The 17,942-nt window shown below is 76.2% G+C and carries 16 protein-coding genes; 5 read left to right on the top strand and 11 right to left on the bottom strand.

The genetic code is table 11. The features are described from left to right. Window positions 1-42 precede the first annotated feature (42 nt). The 8 genes from HL054_RS10915 to HL054_RS10950 form a co-directional block, all read right to left on the bottom strand. On the bottom strand, window positions 43-687 hold the full coding sequence (locus HL054_RS10915) for a response regulator (protein ID WP_369139011.1): 645 nt from the start codon (window positions 685-687) through the stop codon (window positions 43-45). Continuing rightward, the gene (locus HL054_RS10920; protein ID WP_369139012.1) at window positions 684-1,919 is read right to left on the bottom strand and encodes a sensor histidine kinase; all 1,236 of its coding nucleotides are present in this window, start codon (window positions 1,917-1,919) and stop codon (window positions 684-686) included. Before HL054_RS10920 ends, HL054_RS10915 begins: the two co-directional genes overlap by 4 nt. Before the next feature lie 55 nt (window positions 1,920-1,974). After that, window positions 1,975-3,156 carry a hypothetical protein gene (locus tag HL054_RS10925; RefSeq protein WP_369139013.1) on the bottom strand — a complete coding sequence of 394 codons (1,182 nt, stop codon included), beginning with the start codon at window positions 3,154-3,156 and terminating at the stop codon, window positions 1,975-1,977. 139 nt (window positions 3,157-3,295) lie between these two features. Beyond that, window positions 3,296-3,694, bottom strand: a complete 399-nt coding sequence (locus HL054_RS10930; RefSeq protein WP_369139014.1) for a hypothetical protein — start codon at window positions 3,692-3,694, stop codon at window positions 3,296-3,298. Between the two features lie 4 nt (window positions 3,695-3,698). Further along, window positions 3,699-3,845, bottom strand: coding sequence for a hypothetical protein (locus HL054_RS10935; protein ID WP_369139015.1), 147 nt, complete (start codon window positions 3,843-3,845; stop codon window positions 3,699-3,701). Window positions 3,846-3,905: 60 nt separating this feature from the next. Beyond that, on the bottom strand, window positions 3,906-4,874 hold the full coding sequence (locus HL054_RS10940; RefSeq protein WP_369139016.1) for a siderophore-interacting protein: 969 nt from the start codon (window positions 4,872-4,874) through the stop codon (window positions 3,906-3,908). A gap of 59 nt (window positions 4,875-4,933) precedes the next feature. After that, window positions 4,934-5,398, bottom strand: a complete 465-nt coding sequence (locus tag HL054_RS10945) for a very short patch repair endonuclease (RefSeq protein ID WP_369139017.1) — start codon at window positions 5,396-5,398, stop codon at window positions 4,934-4,936. Beyond that, window positions 5,395-8,895, bottom strand: coding sequence for a TM0106 family RecB-like putative nuclease (locus tag HL054_RS10950; RefSeq protein WP_369139018.1), 3,501 nt, complete (start codon window positions 8,893-8,895; stop codon window positions 5,395-5,397). The genes HL054_RS10945 and HL054_RS10950 overlap by 4 nt, the downstream gene beginning before the upstream one ends. A 228-nt stretch (window positions 8,896-9,123) precedes the next feature. On the opposite strand from HL054_RS10950, the gene HL054_RS10955 reads away from it, so the two are divergent. Then, window positions 9,124-10,137 (top strand): LacI family DNA-binding transcriptional regulator, encoded by a 1,014-nt coding sequence (locus HL054_RS10955; protein WP_369139019.1) that lies wholly within the window; start codon window positions 9,124-9,126, stop codon window positions 10,135-10,137. Here the strand turns inward: HL054_RS10955 and HL054_RS10960 are convergent. The 3 genes from HL054_RS10960 to HL054_RS10970 all read right to left on the bottom strand — a co-directional run bounded on the left by HL054_RS10960 (window position 10,130) and on the right by HL054_RS10970 (window position 13,070). Next, complete coding sequence (locus tag HL054_RS10960) at window positions 10,130-11,347, bottom strand: acetyl-CoA C-acetyltransferase (RefSeq protein WP_369139020.1); 1,218 nt, start codon at window positions 11,345-11,347, stop codon at window positions 10,130-10,132. The two genes, HL054_RS10955 and HL054_RS10960, sit on opposite strands and share 8 nt — an antisense overlap. 135 nt (window positions 11,348-11,482) lie before the next feature. Beyond that, the gene (locus HL054_RS10965) at window positions 11,483-12,085 is read right to left on the bottom strand and encodes an LppU/SCO3897 family protein (protein WP_369139021.1); all 603 of its coding nucleotides are present in this window, start codon (window positions 12,083-12,085) and stop codon (window positions 11,483-11,485) included. A 175-nt stretch (window positions 12,086-12,260) separates the two neighbouring features. Further along, entirely contained in the window at window positions 12,261-13,070 is an 810-nt protein-coding gene (locus HL054_RS10970; RefSeq protein WP_369139022.1) for an SDR family NAD(P)-dependent oxidoreductase, read from the bottom strand. A 124-nt stretch (window positions 13,071-13,194) separates the two neighbouring features. On the opposite strand from HL054_RS10970, the gene HL054_RS10975 reads away from it, so the two are divergent. The 4 genes from HL054_RS10975 to HL054_RS10990 all read left to right on the top strand — a co-directional run bounded on the left by HL054_RS10975 (window position 13,195) and on the right by HL054_RS10990 (window position 17,939). Then, window positions 13,195-13,413: a hypothetical protein gene (locus tag HL054_RS10975; RefSeq protein ID WP_369139023.1), complete on the top strand. Its 219-nt coding sequence runs from the start codon at window positions 13,195-13,197 to the stop codon at window positions 13,411-13,413. A 92-nt stretch (window positions 13,414-13,505) separates the two neighbouring features. Beyond that, entirely contained in the window at window positions 13,506-14,720 is a 1,215-nt protein-coding gene (locus HL054_RS10980) for an MFS transporter (RefSeq protein WP_369139024.1), read from the top strand. Between the two features lie 106 nt (window positions 14,721-14,826). After that, on the top strand, window positions 14,827-16,491 hold the full coding sequence (locus HL054_RS10985) for an FAD-dependent oxidoreductase (protein ID WP_369139025.1): 1,665 nt from the start codon (window positions 14,827-14,829) through the stop codon (window positions 16,489-16,491). Continuing rightward, window positions 16,488-17,939 (top strand): ATP-binding protein, encoded by a 1,452-nt coding sequence (locus tag HL054_RS10990; RefSeq protein WP_369139026.1) that lies wholly within the window; start codon window positions 16,488-16,490, stop codon window positions 17,937-17,939. Before HL054_RS10985 ends, HL054_RS10990 begins: the two co-directional genes overlap by 4 nt. Window positions 17,940-17,942: the final 3 nt, after the last annotated feature.

Consider the following 17,942-nt stretch of genomic DNA (forward strand, 5'->3'; position numbering starts at 1 on the left):
CTGCCCTGCTGCCCCGTCCGTGGGACGGCGCTGCCCCCACGGTCAGCCGGCGAAGCCGGAGCGGTAGGCCAGGACGACCGCCTGGGTGCGGTCCCGGGCGCCGGTCTTGGCCAGCACGGCCGCCACGTGGCTGCGGACGGTCTCCACGCCCACCACCAGCCGCCCGGCGATCTCGGCGTTGCTCAGGCCCTCGGCCATCAGCCGGAGCACCTCCTGCTCGCGGGCGGTGAGCCGGTCCAGACCGGGGGCGCCGGCCGGGTCGGGGGCCTGGACGTGCCGGCGGGCCAGCTGGCGCACCGCGTCGGGGAACAGCAGCGACTCCCCGCGGGCGACGGTGCGGATGCCGTGCAGCACCTCCTCCGGCGTCGAGCGCTTGAGCAGGAAACCGTCGGCGCCCGCGGCCAGCGCCTCGAACACGTGGTCGTCGTTGGCGAACGTGGTCAGCACCAGCACCCGGGCGGCCGAGCCGGCCCGGACCAGCGCCCGGGTGGCGGCGATCCCGTCGACCCGGGGCATCCGGACGTCCATCAGCACGACGTCGGGTGAGGTGCGGCCGACCAGGTCGAGCACGTCGGCCCCGTCGCCGGCCTCGCCGACCACCAGCAGGTCGTCCTCGCCGCGGAGCACCGCGGCCAGCCCGCTGCGGATCAGCGGCTCGTCGTCCACCAGCGCCACCCGGATGGTCACCGCGCGGCTCCCCGCGCGTGCACCGGCAGCCGGACGGCGAGGTACCAGCGACCGTCGTCGTCCGGGCCGCTGGAGACGGTGCCGCGCAGGTCGCGCACGCGCTCGCCGACCCCGCGCAGCCCGCGGCCGCCGCCGCTCGCGTCCACCCGCTGCCCCGGGGTGGTGTTGGTCAGCCGCAGCACCAGGTCGCTCCCCCCGGCGTCCACCTCGACCGCGCAGCAGGCGCCCGGGGCGTGCCGCAGCACGTTGGTCAGCCCCTCCTGCACGATCCGGTACGCCTCCCGGGAGACCACCGCCGGCAACGCGCCGACGTCCCCGCCGACCTGCGCGGTCACCACCGCCCCGGCGGCGCGGGCGGTGCCGACCAGCCGGTCCAGGTCGCGCAGGTCCGGTGCGGGCGCCACCTCCGCGGGTCCGCCGTCCTCGTCCCGGAGCAGGCCGAGCACGTGGTCGAGGTCGACCAGCGCGCGGCGGGTGGCGTCCTCGGTCGCCCGGATCGCCTCCTCGGCCGCGGCCGGGTCGCGGACCAGCAGCCGGCGGGCGGCGCCGGCCTGCACGCTGGCCAGGCTGAGCGCGTGCCCGACGCTGTCGTGCAGCTCGCGGGCCAGCCGGTCCCGGCCGGTCAGCACCGACACCGACGCCTCCGCGGCGGCCAGCCGCTCGGTCGCCGGCCCGGCCAGCAGCCGGGGCGCGAGCACGGCCAGCCCCCGGCCGAGCAGCTCGCCCCCGGCGACGGCGAGCACCAGCAGCCCGCCGGCGAGCAGCAGCCGGAGCGGCAACTGCTGCGGCACCTCCACGCCGAGCACGTCGCTCCCGGAGCCGGCCGGGTCGGCGACGACCAGCACCGCCGTCGGGACGCCGACGACGAGCAGCGCACCGGCGACCGAGCCGGCCAGCACGTGCAGCCCCAGCAGCACCGCCGTGCGCCCCCGCTGCCGCCAGGTGGTGGCCGGCCCGGGCCGCTCGGCGTAGCCGGGGGTGAGCAGTCCACCCACCGCGACCGCCTCGACCGGGCGGACCTCGCCCAGCGTGCCGATGGCCAGGACCGGGACGCCGACCAGCAGCAGCACCAGCGCCCCGGCGAGGACCGGCGGCAGGCCGGCCGTCGCGAGCGCCTCGGCCGGCCAGGCGAGCACCAGCCCTGCCGACACCCCGAGCGCCCCGCCGATCAGCAGGTACAGCCAGCGCAACAGCGACCGGCGCACCCCCGGGCCCGGCGCTGCGTGTGTCACCGCGCCATCCTCGCCGGGGCGGTCCGGTCCGGGAAGCCCGGACCGGACACCGCCGTCAGGCACGGAGCGGGAGGGCCGGCTCGCCCCGGCCGCAGCTGCGGCACGTGCCGCGCCGGCGGAGGGCGTAGCCGGTGACGGCCGCGGCGAGCGCCAGCCCCCAGGGCAGCGTCGGGAAGACCAGCAGCATCGCCCAGCCCATCGGGTCGCCGTCCCGGACCTCGCCGACCGCCAGCGCGACCATGCCGGGGGTGGACGCCAGCAGGACCGTCGCCACCAGCCCGCCGGCGACGACCGGGAACGCGACCGGCACCGGGCGGCCCCGCAGGACCGGCACCCAGCCCGGCCAGACCTCGCCCCACGGCCGGACCAGCCCGGCGGTCAGCACGGCACCGCCGAGCGCGGCGAAACCGAGCCCCAGGCCGAACAGCCGCATCGCCGGCTCCAGGTCGCCGCCCTCCGGCATGCCCAGCGGCCACGGGGTCAGCCAGGTCAGCCGGAGCAGGGCGTAGGGCAGCGGGCCGGCGACGGCCGCCCAGGTGGCCAGCCGGCCCCAGCGGAGCGCGGCGGCCGGCTCGGTCCACCGGGCGGCGGGCCGGCCGCAGGCCTGGCACCGGCCGGTCGCCGACCGGCGCAGCAGCACCGCGGCGGTGCCGAAGAGCGCGGCCCCCACCAGCACCAGCCCCAGGTGCGCGGGCGGGCCGGCGTGCCGGGCGAAGCCGTCGCCCAGCTGGCCGGCGAGCCGACCGACCGTCCCGGGCCGCAGCACGCCGGAGACCACGCCGACGACGGCGAGCCCGAGCACCGCGGCCAGCCACGGCCGGGCCCGCCGGTCGCGGACCGCCCCGACCACGAGGACGGCCAGGAAGGCGGCCGGGCCGACGAGGGCGCAGAGGTAGCCCAGCAGGGTCAGCACGCCGACGTCGGCGGAGACCGCCAGCAGCAGCCCGGCCTGGACGGCCAGCGCGACCGCCACCGCCCGGGACGCCGGCCGGTACCGGCCCAGGACGGCCAGCAGCAGACCGGTCGCCGCCAGGCCGGTCACCGTCCACGCCGAGGGGGTGCGGTGCAGCACCGCGAGCAGGCCGGCCCGCCCCTCGTCGTCGAACCCGGGCCAGCTGTCCGGGTCCAGCAGCCAGCGCAGGCCGACGAGCAGGTGCACCAGGCTCCAGCCGGCGGCGCCGAGCAGCAGCCGGTGGACGGTGCGGGTGGTCCGCTCCGCCGCGGCAGCGGGGGGCACGGGATGGGGGTGGACAGCGGTCACGGTGGACCTCCGGGGACGTCGCCCGGGCCGGTCCCGGGGGGCACGTCCAGCCTCGGCACGCCCGGCCCGCCGGTGCTCCCCCGCGCGGGGGATCTCGCTCCGCCGCGCGGGTGGGCTACCCGGCGGCGTCGGCCGCGGCCAGCAGCCAGCCGGGACCGACGACCCGCGCGGTGCGGGGCAGCCGGTCCCGCAGCCCTCGGTCGGCGGTGACCACCAGCAGGTCGTCGTCGCCGTCGGCCAGCTCGGCGGCGACGGCGGCCAGCGCGTCGTCGCCGCTGCCCTCGGCCCGGACCAGCCGCACACCGTCCGGCGCCGCGACGTCCCGGGCCCGGCCTTCCACGACGGCCACCAGGGCGACCACCGGCACCGGGGCGCCGTCCAGACCGGTCAGCTCGCTGCCGATCAGCGGGGCGAGCCGGTCGAGCAGCCGGGTGGTCGCGCCGGCCCGGTCGCGCCACCAGCCGTCAGGGCGCGAGCCGACGGTGTTGGCCACGTCGACCAGCACGACGGTCACCGGGTCAGCGGCGCCGGGAGGAGCTGAGCACCGCGGTGCCCACGAAGAACAGCAGCCCGATGACGGCGAGCCAGAACAGGCCCTTGACCACCCAGCCGACGACGATGAGGACCAGCCAGACGGCGAGCAGCAGGAGCAGGAAACGGGCCACGGGGCGACCGTAGGGCACGCCGGGCACCAGCCGGTGGTGCGCGGCTCAGCTGCCGGCGGCTCAGCTGCCCTCGGCCGCGCCGAGGCGCCAGTAGCCCATGAACGCCACCGAGGTGCGCGGGACGCCGAGGTCGCGCACCAGCCGGCGGCGCAGCTTCTTCACCATGCCGGCCTCCCCGGCGAGCCAGGCGTAGCAGCCGTCGGCACCGGCGTCGGGCACCTCCCAGAGCATGCCGCCGTCGAGGTCGACGTCCTCGGGCTCGACGCCGGCGGCGGGTGCGGCGACGCCGAGCTCGCAGAGCGCGGCGTGCACGGCCGGGCCGAGCGCCTCGCCGCGGGCGCGGGCGCCGCGGACCAGCCAGCGGACCTCGACCCCGGCCGGGACCGCGAGGGAGAGCACGTCGCCGGCCTCGGGCACCTCCAGTACGGCGATGGTGCGGCGGCCGGAGGGCAGCGCCTCGACGATGGCGCTGATCGCCGGGACGGCCGTCTCGTCGCCGGCCAGGAACAAGGTGCCCTCGGCGGGCGGTGCCCACTCGACGCCCCAGGCGCGGCCGGTGCCGGAGCGGTCCGGGCCGAGCACCACGACCGGGTCGCCGACGACGGCGGCCGCCGCCCAGCTGCCGGCCGGGCCGTGCTGGCCGCCGTCCACGCCGTGCAGGACGACGTCGACGTCGATCTCGCCGAGCAGCGGCCGGGCGTCGCGGACGGTGTAGGTGCGCAGGTACGGGCGCCGCTCGTCGGGCAGCGCGCAGTACTCCTGGTACCAGCCGGGGCCGTCGGTGAGCAGGTCGCGGACCGGGCCGCCGTCGCGGGACAGCACCAGCTTGATCCGCTGGTCGGCCCCGCCGACGCCGAAGCCGGTGAACTCGGGCCCGGCGAAGGTGAGCCGCAGGAAGTTCGGGCTGAGCCGCTGCACGCGGGCCACGGTGCCGCTGAAGAAGCGGAACTCCGGAGCCCCGGCCGGCTGCCGGACCGGCGCCGGCTCGGCGGTCGCCGTGCTCACCCGGTCGGTGGTGGCCGTCGTCATCGCTGGTCTCCCGGCTCGTCGTGGCCGGCTCACCTGCACCGGGCTGTGGTGAGGCTAGCCTAACCACACCGTCCGACGGAACCGTCTGGGCGGATCCGGTCCGCGGCCAGCTCCGCGCAGATCCGGTCGACGACGGCGTCGGGGTCCTCGTGCTCCCAGAAGCGGAGCACCTGCCAGCCGAGCCCGGTGAGCACCGCGTCGGTGCGCCGGTCGCGCGCCACGTTGGCGGCGAGCTTGGCGGTCCACCACCCGGCGTTCGCCGTGGGCAGGTGCCCGCAGGCGGGGCAGGCGTGCCAGAAACAGCCGTCGATGAAGACGACGAGTCGGCGGCCCTTCCAGACCAGGTCGCCGCGGGCCCGGGTCTGCGGGCAGGGCCGGACATCGACGCGGTAGCGGACGCCGCGGGCGTGCAGCCGCCGGCGCACGGCCAGCTCCGGCACGGTGTCCCGGCGCCCCTGCCGGCAGAAGCGCGCCCGCACCACCGGGGAGGAGGCAGGCGGCGCCACCCGCAGGTCGACCGTCACCGGCCGGCGGTGGACCCGGTCGCGATCTCGACCAGCCGGCACAGCCCGTTGACCAGCCGCAGCTGCTCGGGCGTCTGCACCGGCGAGGTGAGCAGCGCCGGGCTGCCGACCAGGTACGCCACCGTCTTGGCCCGGGACAGCGCCACGTTCAGCCGGTGCCGGTCGAGCAGGAAGTCCAGCCGCCGCGGCACGTGCGCCCCGCTGGAGGCGGCCAGGGTGAAGACTGCGACGGCGGCCTCCCGGCCCTGGAACTTGTCGACCGTGCCGACCTCCACCGCACCCAGCCCGACCGCGGCCAGCGCGCCGCGCACCTGGTTGACCTGGGCGTTGTACGGCGTCACCACCAGCACGTCGGCGGGGGTCATCACCCGCTCCTCGCCGCTGCTGCGCCACCGGCGGCCGACCAGGTCGGTGACCAGGGCGGCGACGACGGCGGCCTCCTCGGCCGACGCCGACCCGTTGCCCTCGTGCACCACCGGCACCCAGCCGATGCCGGCCGGGGCGGCCCAGCGGTCCGGGGTGTCGACGGCGTTGTCCGCGGTCAGCGGCGCGGGCTGCAGCGCGCCGCGGTAGGAGAGGTCGGAGACGACCCGGCACAGCGCCGGGGCCATCCGCCAGCTGCGGTCGAGGAAGACACCGCGGTCCTCGCCGAGCACCTCGTCGTCGCCGAGCACGTGCTGCAGCGCGGAGACGTCGGCGCCGTCGGGGTGGATGCCCCGGCCCGGCTGGCGCAGCTGCTGCGGGTCGCCGAGCAGCACCAGGTTGGCCGCCGCCCGGCTGATGGCCAGCGTGTTCGCCAGGGACAGCTGCCCTGCCTCGTCGACCACCAGCACGTCGAGCCGACCGGCCAGCTCGGGGCGGGCGAACAGCCACGACGTGCCGGCCACCAGGTCGACGTCCCCGGTGTCGAGGGCGTCGACGACCTGACCGTTGGAGCCCACGCACTGCACGTCGGCGTCGCTGCAGCGCTGCAGGTCGTCGGCCTTCTGCAGGGCGCGCACCGGCACCCCGGCCTCGCGGGCCGCGGCCATCACCGCGTCCAGCAGGTTGCCGATCACCTTGTGGCTGGAGGCGGTGAGCCCCACCCGGCGGCCGGCCCGCACCAGGTCGACCACCGCCCGTGCGCCGGTGTACGTCTTGCCAGCACCCGGTGGGCCCTGGACGGCGAGCACCCCACCGTCGAGCCGCCCGGCCAGCCGCCGGACGGCGTCGGCTGCGCCCTCGCCGGGCAGCCGGAGCGCGGTGCCGGCGACCACTCGCGGGGGCCGGCGGAGCAGCAGGTCCCGCGCCGCCCGCCAGTCGTCCACCCCCGCGCCGTCGATCCCGCGGCCGTCGATCCCGCGGCCGTCGATCCCGCTGCCGTCGATCCCGCTGCCGTCGATCCCGCTGCCGGCCACCAGCTCGCCCAGGTCGTGCAGCGCGGCCCGGAAGAGCTTGTCGCTCGGCGGCGAGGTCGGCAGCAGCCCGGTGGGGTGCTCCGCGGCGGCCGGTCCGCTGCGCGCGAGCACCACCCAGCCGGCGGTCGGGTCGATGTCGACGACGCTGCTGGTCGGGCGCCTGCCGTCCGCGGCGGGCAGCAGGTGCTCGAACCGGCCACCGGCCGACACCTTCGTCTCCTGCGGCGGGAAGCGGTACCGCCAGTGCTGCGACCGCTTGTCCGCACCGACCAGCTCGGCACCCTCCAGCGGGCCGAGGGCCGCGGTCTCCCGCTCCAGCTCGTCGGCCGCCAGTTCGCGCAGCCGGAAGTACTCCCACCAGGCCGACCGCGCTTCCCGCGCGTGCCAGCCGAGCTGCTGGGCGAGCAGCCAGGTCGCCTCCTGCTCCGGCGTGCGGCCGGTGTCGGGCAGGTCGGCGACCAGCCGCTGCTCCAGCTCCTCACGCAGCTCCTGCGCAGCGGCGTTCTCCGCGGAGCCGTCCGGGTCGCCGTCCTCCGGCCGGCGCAGCAGGGCACCGGAGGCGAGCAGCTCGGTGCGGCGCCCCTCGAGCCAGTCGCGCAGCTCGCGGGTGGAGACGCAGTCGTCGCGGTTGTAGGCCTCGATCTGGGCGAGCAGCGCCTGGTCGCGGGTGGCCAGCCAGCGCTCGAAGGCGATGATGCTCTCGCCGGCGTCGGAGACCTCCGCGCCGTGCTCACGCACGTGGCCGCGGTAGAAGTCCTCGACCTGCTTGATCGAGTACGACTCCTTGCTCAGCCGCAGCCCCTGCCGGACCACCGCGTACAGATCGACCAGCACGTCGCCGCGCAGCAGCCGGTCGACATCCGCCTCCCGGGTCCGCAGCCGCGCGGACAGCGTCTTGAGCCGGGTCGGCTCGTAGGGCGCGTAGTGGTAGACGTGCATCGCCGGGTCGGCGGCCCACGCGCCGGTCAGGTGGTCGACGAGCTGCTCGAAGGCGGCGCGCTCGGCAGCCGACTGGTCGTCGGCGGCCGGGTCGCAGCCCCAGAACGCGGTGAACTCCCCCGCGGTGTCCAGCACGCCCCAGAGGTACTCCAGCCCCGCGTCGCCGGCGAACGGGTCGCCCTCGATGTCGAAGAACAGGTCGCCGGCGCTCGGCGGCGGCAGCAGCTCGAACCCGCGACCGTGCTCCCGGGGGAGGAACTCGTACGACGGCGCCCCGGTGACCCGCTCGGACAACTGCAGCCGGGCCTGCTGGGTGAGCCGCTCGCGCGACGTGCGGCCGACCGCGTCGGGCAGCTCGTCGGGGTGCCGGCCGGCCAGGTCGGTGAGCGTGCCGATGCCCGCCTCGACCAGCGCGGTGGCGTGGTCGCGGCGCATCGAGGCGACCAGCGACAGCGAGTCCTCCGCCCGCCAGCGGTCCGTGCAGGTCTCCCGCCACGGGCAGACACCGCAGTGCGCGTTGGGGTACGGGGCGGCGAGGTCGCCGTCGGCCAGCCGCGCCTGGAAGCGGCTGCGGGCGGCGCGGGCGTAGGCCTCGGCGTCGGCGTAGCGGAAGACCAGCTCCTGCTGGTCGCCGGTGACGACGGTGAGCAGCTCCGGGGGCACGCCCTGCAGCCCGGCGAGCAGGTCGCCGTACAGCGCCATCTGCAGCACGGCCGGGACCTTGATCCGCCGCGCCAGCTTGGTGTCCGCGACGTCGTAGGCCCACGGGCCCAGGTCGCTGGACCGGTCGTCCCGCTTGAGCAGGAAGTCGGCGTGCCCGCGCCAGGTGCCGTCGAAGAAGGTGGCCTGGTAGACCACGTCGGCGCCGGCCCGCATCGCGGCCAGGGTGTCGGCCTGGGCCCGGACCAGCTCCGCGGCGTCCTTGCCGGCGGGCGCCTCGATCTCGACGACGGTGAGCCCGCGGTCGCGCAACCGCTGCACGTGCCGCGCCTCGTGGTCGATGCCGTGCTGGGCGACCAGCTGGGTCATCGGGTCGACCGCCGGGGGCCGGGCGCGGGTGCCGGCGGCCACCTCGAGCGAGAGCCGGGTGAGGTGCTCGCACTCCAGGAAGCCGGTCAGGTCGCCGGCGCTGACCACCAGTGCCCCGTCGGACTCGTACACGCTGCCCCCCGTTCCTCCCCCGGCGGAGGAGCTGGCCCGACCGTACGGCCGGGGTACGACAGGACCGGCCGGCACCCGGCCGCTGCGGGGCTCCCGCCCGGGGGCACACGGGCCCGTGTGCCCAACGGCCCATCGGACCGTGCACCTCCCGCCGACGCACACCTACGCCCTCGCGCCGACGGCCGGGGGCACCGTTCCCGGCCCCGTGCGTCCCGGTAGGAATCAGCTGTGCAGGCGACGCTGAGCTCCGTCGCGGCGGCTGCTGGGGTGAGCACCAGCACGGCCAGCCGCGCCCTCTCCGGGCACCCGAGCGTCCTGCCGACGACCCGGGCCCGGGTCGAGGCGGCGGCCGCGGCGCTGCGCTACCAGCCCAACGCCACCGCCAGCGCGCTGCGCACCCGGCGCACCGGCCTGCTGGGCCTGGTGGTGAACAACCTGCGGACGGCGACCTTCTCCACCATCGCCGAGACCCTGCAGTCCTGGGCGGCCGACCACGGTTACCAGGTGCTGGTCTGCCCCACCGGCGGCGACCCAGACCGGGAGGCCGACTTCCTGCGGGCCGCCCGCGCGCACCACTTCGACGGCGTCGTCGTCGCCGGCTCCGGCGCGAACACCGAGCTGGTGAACAGCCTGGTCGACGACGGCCGCGCGGTGGTGACCATGAACCGCGAGGTGCCCCGCTCGCTGGCGCCCTCGGTGATGCCCGCCTACGAGCAGGCCGCGCGGCTGGGCACCGAGCACCTCATCGGGCTGGGCCACACCCGGATCGCGGTGATCGGCGGCCCGGCCGAGGTCACCTCCGGGCGGCTGCACCACGCCGGCTACGCCGCGGCGATGGCCGCGGCCGGGCTGCCCGTCGTCCCGGGGCTGGTGCACCGCGGGCCGTTCACCCCGGACTTCGGCCAGGCCGCCGCGCGGGCGCTGCTGGCCGCCCCCGAGCTGCCCACGGCGCTGCTGGTCAGCAACCACGAGGCGTCGTTCGGGGCACTGCCGGCGCTCGGCGGCAGCGGGGTGGCCCTGCCGGCCGAGCTGTCGGTGATCTGCACGGAGGACGAGCCGTTCTACAGCTGGTGGGCCCCGCCGCTGACCACGGTGGACAACCGCGCCGGGCTGCAGGCCGAGCGGGCCGGCGCGCTGCTGCTCGCCCAGCTCACCGGCGACGCGGTCGACCCCCGGCCCGCCGAGCTGGTCGAACCGCAGCTCGTCGTCCGGGCGTCGACCGCGCCGCCCCGGGTCAGCTGACCCGCTCAAACACCGCGGCGAGCCCCTGGCCGCCGCCGATGCACATCGTCTCCAGGCCGTAGCGGGACTCCCGGCGGCGCATCTCGTGGGCGAGGGTGGCCAGGATGCGGGCGCCGGTGGCGCCGACCGGGTGGCCGAGGGAGATGCCCGAGCCGTTGACGTTCACCCGCTCGCGGTCGTCGCCGCCCAGGCCCCACTCCCCCAGGCACGCGAGCACCTGGCTGGCGAAGGCCTCGTTGAGCTCGATGAGGTCCATGTCGGCGAGCGTGAGCCCGGTCCGCTCGAGCACGGCGGCGGTGGCCGGCACCGGGCCGATGCCCATGGTCTCCGGCGGCACGCCCGCGACCGACCAGCCGACCAGCCGCACCATCGGCTCCCAGCCGCGGCGATCGGCCTCGGCCCGGGTGGTGACGACGCAGACCGCGGCGCCGTCGTTCTGCCCGGAGGCGTTGCCCGCGGTCACCGTGGCCTCGGGGTCGACCCGGCCCATGACGGGGCGGAGCTTGGCGAGGTCCTCCATCGTCGTCTCGGGGCGCGGGTGCTCGTCCTCGGTGACCACGCGGGCCGGCGTCTTGCGGGTGGCCGGCACCTCGACGCCGATGATCTCCTCGGCGAAGCGGCCCTCGCGGATCGCGGCACCGGCGGCCTGCTGCGAGCGCAGCGCCCAGGCGTCCTGCTCCAGCCGGTCGACCTTGAACTCGCGCCGCACGTTCTCCGCGGTCTCCAGCATGCCGCCGGGCACCGGGTGGTGCAGGCCGCCCGCTGTCTCCCGGGCCCGGGCCAGCCGGTCGTGCAGCATCACGCCGTCGCCCTTGGCGCCGGTGCGCAGCCCCAGCGCGTAGTGCTCGACGTTGCTCATCGACTCCACGCCACCGGCGACGACGACCTTCCCGGCGCCCGCGCCGACCTGCATCGCCGCGTAGATGACCGCCTGCAGCCCGGAGCCGCAGCGGCGGTCGATCTGCAGACCGGGCACCTGGACGCCGAGCCCGGCGTCCAGCGCGGCGATCCGCCCGATGGCCGGGTTCTCCCCGCTCGGGCTGCAGTTGCCGAGGATGACGTCGTCCACCTCGCCCTCGCCGAGGCCGGTGCGCTCGACCAGCCCGCGCAGTGCGGTGGCGGCGAGCTCGTTGGCCGACAGCCCGGCGAAGACCCCGCCGAAGCGGCCGACGGGCGTGCGGAGCGGTGAGCAGATGACGACGTCGTCCATGCCGCAACTCTGCCACCGGTCCCCCGCCGAGGCGCAGCCCGGCCGACCGCTGGGCGGAAGCCGGCGGCCGCCCGGACGCGACGACGCCCCTCCCGGCGGACCGGGAGGGGCGTCGCAGCGGTGCTCAGCGCGGGATCAGACGTCCGAGGCGCAGTAGACGTTGCCGTCCTTCGACTCGTCGGTGCCCGACCACAGCACGAAGGTCGTGCTGGGCACGTCCTCGCACAGGCTGGCGTCCTCGGCGGCGTTGAACTCGTCGCCGGTCATCTCCGCGTCGGTGCCCTCGATCTTGTACTGGGCGTCCTCGGAGTCGCAGTCGACGACGTCGAACTCCGAGGCGTCGGTCTGCTGGATGCAGTCGCCCACCTCCGGGTCGCCGGCGCCGAGGAAGGTGGTCAGCGCACCGAGGACGACGAGCAGCGCGAGGACGCCACCGAGGATCGGCAACCACTTGCGCTTGGGCTTCGCCGGCTCGGCGGGCTGACCGAACGGCGTCGCGCCGCCCGGCTGCCCGCCGTCGGGCTGGGCGCCGAACTGCGGGGCGCCGTAGGGCTGCCCGGCCGGCTGGCCGTAGCCCTCGGCCGGGGGCTGCTGCCCGGGGGTGCCCCAGGGCTGCTGCGGCTGCTGACCAGGGTACGGCTGACCGGCCGGCGGCTGCTGGCCCCAGCCCGCCGCCCCGCCCGACTGGCCGGGGGTCTGCTCGGGCGGCTGCGGGCCACCGGAACCGGGGGTGCTCACATCGGTCTCCAGGTCTCAGAAGGTGTCTCAGAAGGTGTCTCGGCAGGTGTTCCGAGCGCACGGTCGAGACGTGATCCTGACCCATCCCGGCCCAGCAACCGCACCGTTGGGGCACAGTCGGCGCGTCACCACCCCCGCACGAGGGAGGAGGTGACGCGCCCGCGCCGTCCGCGGATCAGTCCCGCGGCTTGGCGATGACCTTGTGCGCGGCGGCCTTGACCGCGTCCGGCAGGACCCGGCTCGCCGCGGCCTGGGCCTTGGTCGCCAACGACGCCGCGACCACCTTCCGCTCCCCGGCGAGCATCGCCTCGAACCCCTGGCGGGCCACCTCGTCGGCCGGGTCCTTGGGGCCCTGGCCCATCGCGGTGTCGTCCAGGCCGGCCCGGTCGAAGAACTCGGTCTCGGTCGGTCCCGGCATCAGCGCGGTGACGGTGACCGCGGAGCCCTTGTCCGACAGCTCCTCCTGCACCGCCTCGGTGAGCGACTGCACGAAGGACTTCGAGGCGTTGTAGACCGGCTGGTAGGCACCCGGCATCGTCGAGGCGATCGAGGAGGTCACCAGGACCCGGCCGTCGTCGCGCGCGGTCATCTCGACCAGCGCGAGCTTGAGCAGCGCGGCGGTGGAGACCACGTTGAGCTGCATGATCGCCAGGTCGTCCGCCCAGTCGGTGTCGACGAAGGCGCCGCTCTGCCCGACCCCTGCGTTGATCGCCGCGGCCGCCAGCGGGCGGCCCAGCCCCTGCACCTGGGACCACAGCTCGGCCACGCCCTGCTCGGTGCGCAGGTCGGCCTGGACGGCGACGACGGAGGCACCGCCGGCCTGGACCAGCATCGCGGCCTTCTGGATGCCGGCGTCCTCGGCGTTGACGACCAGGTCGTAGCCGTGCTCGGCGAAGAGCTTCGCGAGCTCGAAGCCGATGCCGCTGGAGGCACCGGTGACCAGGGCGAGCGGTCGGGACTGCGGCTCGGTGATGTTCTGTGTCATGGCCGTCCGGATACCCGGCCGACCGGCAGGACGAACGCCGGACCCGGGGGCAGGGGGCACGGCACCAGGACGGTCGCACGCCCCCCTGACAGTTCCCTGGACGCCGGCGGGGAGACTGCTGCACGTGGGCGGTGACACGGGCGGGGCCGAAGTCGTGACCGGGCCGGTCTGCTCGGCGAAGGGCTGCCGCGCACCGGCCGGCTTCGCGCTGGTGTGGAACAACCCGCGGCTGCACACCCCCGACCGGGAGAAGGTGTGGACGGCGTGCCCCGCCCACCGCGCGTCGCTGTCGGACCACCTGGCGGCACGGTCCTTCCTCCGCCGGGTCGACCCGCTCCCCTGACCCCGGCTGCGCCGACCTCGCTGTCCTCACCCGCCGGCGGGTCAGCCGGGCGCCGACGGCGGGCGCGCCCCGGCGTGTGAGGATCGACCCTCGTGCGACGACGCGGTGAGGACCTGCCCCTGCCGCGCGAGGTCCGAGTGCTGGCGATCGTCGCCTTCGTGGTGGCGCTGGGCTTCGGCGTCGTCGCCCCGGCGATCCCGCTCTTCGTCCGGGACTACGGCGTGGGCACGACCGCGGTGGGCTTCGCCGTCAGCGCCTTCGCCTTCTTCCGGTTCGTCTCCGCGTTCGGCAGCGGCAGCCTGGTCGAGCGGGCCGGGGAACGGGTCGTGCTGGCCGCCGGGCTGGTCGTCGTCGCGGTGACCACCGGCGCGGCCGGGTTCGCCGGCAACTTCCCGCTCTTCGTCGGGTTGCGCGCCGCCGGCGGGGTGGGCAGTGCGATGTTCACCGTCGCGGCGCTGTCGCTGCTGCTGCGCACCGCTCCGGCGGCGCAGCGCGGCCGGGCCGCGGCCACCTACCAGGGCGGCTTCATCCTCGGCGGGATCGCCGGCCCGGCCGCCGGCGGCTTCCTCGCCGAGATCTCCCCCCGGGTGCCGTTCTTCGTCTACGCCGGCTTCCTGCTGGTCGCCGGCGCGGTCGCGCTCGTGCTGCTGCGGCCCGCCGCGCTGCCCCCGGTGGGCACCCCGCCCGCCGCCACCGCCGCCGCGGACGAGGACCGCGCCCCGGCGCCCGGCCTGCGGTCGGCGCTGCGCTCGCGGGCCTACCTCGCCGCACTGGTGGCCAACCTCGGCGTCGGCTGGGTGCTCTTCGGCGTCCGCAACTCGCTCGTGCCGCTGTACGTCACCGAGGAGCTGGGCCAGACGGTCGCCTGGGCCGGCGCCGGGCTGCTCGCCGGGTCGGTGGCGCAGGCGGTCGGGCTGCTGCGCGCCGGCCGGCTGTCGGACAGCTGGGGACGGCGCCCGTCGCTGGTCCTGGGCACCGGGCTGGCCACCGCCTCGATCGCGGTCCTCGTGCTGCCGCCGTCCACCGTGGTGTTCCTGCTGGCGATGGCCACCTTCGGGCTGGGCGCCTCCCTGCTGGCCAGCGTGCCGGCCGCGGTCGTCGGCGACGTCAGCCCGGCCCGCGGCGGCCGGGTGGTCGCGGTGTTCCAGATGGTCGCCGACCTCGGCGCGGTCACCGGGCCGCTGGTGGCCGGCTGGCTCACCGACGCCTTCTCCTTCCAGGTGGCCTTCGCGGTCAGCGCCGGCGTCCTCGGGCTGGGCCTGCTGGCCGCGCTGGCGATGCCCCGCACGGTGCGGCCGGCCGCCTGAGCGGCACCGGGACTACCGCTGGCGCCGCTTCGCGGGTTGGATGGAGAGGCCGCCGGGAGCCTGCACCGTGGGGCGGCCACCCGCGACGGCACCGACCGGAGGTGCTGTGCCTGCTCGACCCGTCCTGCTCACCGTCGACGACGACCGCGCCGTCAGCCGCGCCATCGCCCGTGACCTCCGCCGCCGCTACGGCGACCGCTTCCGGGTGGTCCGCGCCGGGAGCGGCCCCGACGCCCTGGCCGTGCTCCGCGAGCTGACCGCCCGCGGGGAGATGACCGCCCTGCTGCTGGCCGACCACCGGATGCCGGGCATGACCGGGGTGGAGTTCCTGGAGCAGGCGATGGACCTCACCCCCACCGCCAAGCGGGTGCTGCTCACCGCCTACGCCGACACCGACGCCGCGATCCGGGCGATCAACGACGTCGACCTCGACCACTACCTGCTCAAGCCCTGGGACCCGCCGGAGGAGCTGCTCTACCCGGTCCTCGACGAGCTGCTGGAGTCCTGGAAGCGGGCCGCCCGGGCCCCCTTCGACGGGCTGACCCTGCTCGGCCACCAGTGGTCGGCGGAGACCCAGGAGCTCAAGGAGTTCCTGGCCCGCAACCAGGTGCCCTACCGGCACCTGCAGGGCGAGGACGCCGCCGGCATCCGCAAGGCCGCCGAGCTGGAGGACGACGCCGCACTGCCGGCCACCGTCTTCCCCGACGGCACCGTGCTGCGCCGGCCGTCGCTGCGGGAGCTCGCCGAGAAGTGCGGGCTGGCGACCACCGCGGGCAGCCCGTTCTACGACGTCGTCGTGGTGGGCGCCGGCCCGGCCGGGCTGGGCTCGGCGGTGTACGCCGGCAGCGAGGGGCTGCGCACCCTGCTGGTCGAGCGCACCGCCACCGGCGGCCAGGCCGGCACCAGCAGCCGGATCGAGAACTACCTCGGGTTCCCGCGCGGGGTGTCCGGCGCGGAGCTGGCCAAGCGGGCCCGGGACCAGGCGGTGAAGTTCGGCGTCGAGGTGCTCACCACCGCCGAGGTCACCGCGGTCGCGCCGCAGGGCGACGGCCGGGTGGTGCGCTTCGCCGACGGCAGCGAGGTGACCGCGCACGCCGTCGTGCTGGCCACCGGGGTCGAGTGGACCCGGCTGCCCGCGCAGGGCGCCGAGGAGTTCGCCGGCCGGGGCGTCTACTACGGCGCCGACCCGCACGAGGCGCTGGGCTGCCGCGGAGAGGAGGTGTACGTCGTCGGCGCGGCGAACTCGGCCGGCCAGGCTGCGCTGCACTTCGCCAAGTTCGCCAGCAAGGTGGTGATGCTCTGCCGCGGGCCGGACATCCGGCGGGGCATGAGCGAGTACCTGGTGGCCCGGATCGAGGCCTCCGAGGTGATCGAGGTGCGCACCTGCACGCAGGTGGTGGCCGTCGAGGGCGACGGCCACGTCGAACGGCTCGTGCTGTCCGACACCGTGTCCGGGGAGCAGGTCACCGTGCCGGCGTCCCGGCTGTTCGTCTTCATCGGCGCCCAGCCGCCCACCGAGTGGCTGGGCGACGCCTTCGCCCGCGACGCCCGTGGCTTCCTGCGCACCGGGCCGTCGCTGCTCGACGCCGAGGGCCGCCCGCCGGCGGAGTGGCCGCTGTCCCGCGCTCCCTACCACCTGGAGTGCTCCGTGCCCGGCGTCTTCGTCGCCGGCGACGTCCGCGCGGAGTCGGTCAAGCGCGTCGCGGGCGCCGTCGGCGAGGGCGCCATGGCCGTCACGCTCGTGCACCGCTACCTGGAGGCCACCACATGACCGCGACCACCCCGCAGCTCGGCAGCCCGGGCATCAGCACCGACGAGCTGCGCACGCTGTTCCTGTTCGAGTCGCTGCGGGACGAGGACCTGCAGTGGATCGCCGACCGCGCCGAGGTCCGGGTGTTCGACGGCGACACCGTCGTCTTCGCCCAGAACGACCCCTCCGACGCCCTCTACGTGCTGCTGGACGGCGGGCTGCGGCTGACCAAGACCGCCGACGGCGAGGACGTCCTGATCAACGAGACGACCCACCGCGGCGCCTACTCCGGCGCGACCCGGGCGTACGCCACCGGCCACCCGCAGGAGTACCAGTCGACGCTGAGCACCACCCGGCCCAGCCGGTTCCTGCGGCTGCCCGCCGAGGACTTCGCCGCCCTGGTGCACCAGCAGTGCCCGATGGCGGTGCACCTGCTCGACGGCCTGTACGAGGGCGTGCGGGCCACCGAGTCGGCGATGCGGCAGCGCGAGCACCTGGTGCAGCTCGGCCACCTGTCGGCCAACCTCGCCCACGAGCTGAACAACCCCGCGGCCGCCGCCGTCCGGGCCACCGAGCAGCTGCGCGGCCGGATGAGCTCGATGCGGCACAAGCTCAGCCTGCTGGCCAACAGCGGGCTGTCCCCCGAGCTGGTCACCCGGCTGGTCAAGACCCAGGAGCTGGCGGTCGAGCGGGCGGCGAAGGCCCGGCCCGACCTCACCGCGCTGGAGGAGAACGACCTCGAGGACGCGATCGCCGAGCGGCTGGAGGAGGTCGGCGTGGGGGTCGACCAGGCCAACGACCTCGCGCCGGTGTTCGCCACCTCCGGCATGGACGCGCAGTGGGTGGACTCCGTGGTCGAGGAGATCGACTCCGGCCTGGAGTGGAGCTCGGCGTTCGGCTGGCTGCGCTACACGCTGGAGACCGAGACGCTGATGGACGAGATCGAGGAGGCGGCCACCCGGATCTCCTCGCTCGTCGGCACGGTGAAGCAGTACTCGCACATGGGCCAGGCGCAGTTCCAGGAGTTCGACGTCAAGCCCGGGCTGGAGAGCACGCTGGTGATGCTGGCCCGCAAGCTCAGCGGCATCGAGGTGCGCCGGGAGCACGCCGCCGACCTGCCCGCCGTGCCCGGGTACCCGGCGGAGCTGAACCAGGTGTGGACCAACCTGATCGACAACGCCGCCGACGCCATGGCAGGGGGCGGTGTGCTGACCGTGCGCACCCGGGCCGACGACGAGGCGGTGTTCGTCGAGATCGGCGACGACGGGCCGGGCGTGCCCGAGCAGGTGCGGGCCACCCTGTTCGAGCCGTTCGTGACCACGAAGCCGGCCGGCGCGGGCAGCGGGCTGGGCCTGGAGACGGCCCGCCGGATCGTCGAACGCCGGCACGGCGGCTCGCTGACCTACTCCACCGGACCGGAGGGGACCACGTTCTGCGTGCGGCTGCCGCGCCGCCGACCCCGCGGGTGAGCT

Origin of the sequence: Modestobacter versicolor (assembly GCF_041028285.1) — a bacterium.
In the GTDB taxonomy this organism is placed as follows: Bacteria; Actinomycetota; Actinomycetes; order Mycobacteriales; family Geodermatophilaceae; genus Modestobacter; species Modestobacter versicolor_A.